Below are 3317 nucleotides of genomic sequence, written 5' to 3'. Positions count from 1 at the left end.
GGAACGGGGCCAAGAAGGCCAATATCGAAGGCAAGGCCAGACTGAACAACAGGATCACCACGGTGATATTCTCCCTGCTGGCCCGCCGGGGGATCCCCAGCCACTTCATACGTAGCATCTCGGATACCGAACAGCTCAATCGTCGGCTGGACATGTTCCCCCTGGAGATCGTCATGCGCAACCGGGTCGCAGGCTCCTTCGCCCAGCGGTACGGGGTTGCGGAGGGCACCGCCTTGAAGCAGCCGGTGCTGGAGTTCTTCTACAAGTCCGATCCCCTGGATGATCCATTTATCAACCGGGACGACATCCTGGCCCTGGGACTGGCCACCGAGCAGGATCTGGACATCATCGCCGCAAAGACCAGGGAGATCAACGGCGCGCTGACCGGCATCTTCCGCGCCATCAACGTGGAGCTGGTGGATTTCAAGATCGAAATGGGCAAGACCGGATCGGGCATCATCCTTCTCGGCGACGAGATCACCCCTGACACCTGCCGGCTCTGGGCGATCGGCAACAATAATGACAGCCATGTCACCCACCTGGACAAGGACATCTTCCGCAGGGACCTGGGAAGCATCATTCCGGCTTATCAAACCATTCTGGATGGGCTGACCGAATTGGAGGAACGCGAGAGCCAATCGAACAGCTGAATCGGTCGACCCGGAAGCGAGCATATCGCCTCCGGGTTTTTCATTGGTCCCCAAACAGTCCATCGCGAAAGGATCCATTGTGCTCTTCCGTGTCTATACCGAGAAAAAGCGGGGCTTTGACCAGGCCGCCGATAGGCTTGCCGAACAGCTTCGCACCCTGCCGGGCGTGCAAGGGCTGACCGGCCTGCGCATAATCAATCGTTACGATCTGGAGGGAATCGACGAAGACCTCTTCAAACGTTGCCTGCCCACGGTCTTCGCCCAGCCCCAGACCGACCTGGTGGCCACCCAACTGGAGCAGGCCCTGCGCATGAAGGGTGACGAGGACCTGCCGCCACTGGACTCCCCCATGCTTTTCGCCGTGGCCCCCCTGCCTGGTCAGTTCGATCAGCGAGCCGATTCCGCAGCCCAATGTGTTCAGCTGGTCGGCCAGGGCGCCCGCCCCCTGGTTGCCACGGCCACCGTCTACCTGCTAGAAGGCGATTTGGATGCTGAGCAGATCAAAGCCGTCCGCAATTACCTGGTCAATCCGGTCGACTCACGGGTGGTGGGGCTGGAGCAGCCCAAGACCCTGGCCATGCCTGATGAGGATCCTGATCCAGTGCCGGTGTTGGACGGGTTCCGCGATCTGGATAATCCTGGACTGGAAGCGCTGATTGACAAGCTGGACCTGGCCATGGATCTGCCGGATATCCGCTTCTGCCAGGACCACTACCGTCAGGAAAAGCGAGACCCCACGCTGACCGAGCTCAAGGTGATCGACACCTACTGGTCCGACCACTGCCGGCACACCACCTTCAATACCAAGCTGGAGCGAATTAAGGCGGACAATCCCCGAGCCCGCGCCACGCTGGAACGTTACCGGGCAATCCGCGAAGAGCTGGGCCGCCAGGACCGACCGGAATGCCTGATGGACATGGCCACCATCGGAGCCAAGTACTTACAGAAGCGAGGCATCCTGAACGACGTGGACCAGTCCGAAGAGGTCAACGCCTGCACTATCCGAACCAAGGTCGACGTGGATGGCCAGGATCAGGACTGGCTCTTCCTCTTCAAAAATGAAACGCATAACCATCCCACCGAGATCGAGCCCTTCGGGGGTGCCGCCACCTGCATCGGCGGAGCCATCCGTGATCCCCTGTCCGGAAGGGGCTACGTCTACCAGGCCATGAGGGTCAGCGGGGCAGCAGACCCCCGCCAGCCCCTGGATCAGACCCTGCCGGGCAAGCTGCCCCAGAGCCGGATCGTCCGTCAGGCGGCCGACGGCTACTCCTCCTATGGCAACCAGATAGGGCTGGCCACGGGGCAGGTTCGGGAGATTTACCACCCAGGCTATGCAGCCAAGCGGATGGAGGTGGGCGCAGTGGTGGCAGCCACCCCGGCCGACCATGTGATTCGTCGCCGGCCCGCCCCCGGCGATCTGATCATCCTGGTGGGCGGAAGGACCGGCCGCGATGGAATCGGCGGCGCGACCGGGGCCTCCAAGTCCCAGGACGAAGAGAGTCTGGAACGCTGCGGAGCCGAGGTGCAGAAGGGCGATGCCCCAGAGGAACGCAAGCTCCAGCGTCTCTTCCGCCGCCCGGAGGTAGCCAGGCTGATTGAGCGCTGCAATGACTTCGGAGCAGGCGGCGTCGCCGTGGCCGTAGGCGAGCTTGCCGACGGGCTGAACGTGGACCTGGACCGGGTGCCGCTCAAGTACCAGGGGCTGGACGGTACCGAAATCGCCATTTCCGAGAGCCAGGAGCGCATGGCCGTGGCCCTGGCTGCCGAAGATGCGCCCGCCTTCATCGAGTACGCCCAGCAGGAGGACCTCGAGGCCACCGTCATCGCCGAGGTCACCGAAGAACCCCGGCTGCGGATGACCTGGCGATCAGAGACCATCGTGGACATCCCCCGATCCTTCCTGGCCTCCAACGGCGCCCCTCATAAGGCCGATGCCCAGGTGGCGGTCCCTGCTCCCTACCATGCCCCCTTCGAGGTCCAAGGCAACCTGGACGCGCGCATGAAAGCCCTGCTTGCAGATATCAACGTCTGCTCCCAGCAGGGTCTGGCCGAACAGTTCGACTCCACCATCGGCGCAGGCACCGTCCTCATGCCCTTCGGCGGAGCCCGACAACTGACACCGGCCCAGGCCATGGTGGCCAAGCTGCCCGTGGATGGGCACACTACCACCGCCTCGGCCATGGCCTGGGGATTCAACCCCTGGATCAGCAGCCAGGACCCATACACCGGCGCCTACCTGGCCGTGGTCGAGAGCCTGGCCAAGCTGGTGGCCTCTGGCTTCAGCCGTTCCCATGCCCACCTGAGCCTGCAGGAGTACTACCCCAAGCCCGGCGGCGACCCCCGGCGATGGGGCCTGCCAGTGGCCGGCGTCCTTGGCGCCCTCCAGGCCCAACTGGACCTGGCGGTGGGGGCCATAGGCGGCAAGGACTCCATGTCCGGCAGCTTCGAGGACCTGGATGTGCCGCCCACACTGATCAGCTTTGCTGTGGCCCTGGGGCAGGCCAAGGATGCAGTCTCCCCCGAATTCAAGGCGGCTGACCGTCAGGTCTATCTCTTGGCGCCCGAATACCAAGAGGACGGTTTGCTGCCCGATCCGGAGAGCCTGAGGGCCGTCATGGACCAGGTGGAGGCGCTGATCAGCCAGGGCCTGGTGGATGCTGCAGC

General features: G+C 63.5%; 2 protein-coding genes. Both read left to right on the top strand.

Features of this window, described 5'->3' with window-relative positions:
• A partial coding sequence (locus AC0AP0_RS10720) for a phosphoribosylaminoimidazolesuccinocarboxamide synthase (protein ID WP_490430453.1) occupies positions 1-650 on the top strand: 650 nt, incomplete at its 5' end.
• 79 nt (positions 651-729) lie between these two features.
• On the top strand, positions 730-3317 hold a 2588-nt coding region (locus tag AC0AP0_RS10715; protein WP_490430452.1), incomplete at its 3' end, for a phosphoribosylformylglycinamidine synthase.

Source organism: Bifidobacterium sp. POST2/T3 (B1), from assembly GCF_058197115.1.
Note: the sequence above shows the minus strand (reverse complement) of the source record. Positions and strands in the feature narration are given on the sequence as shown.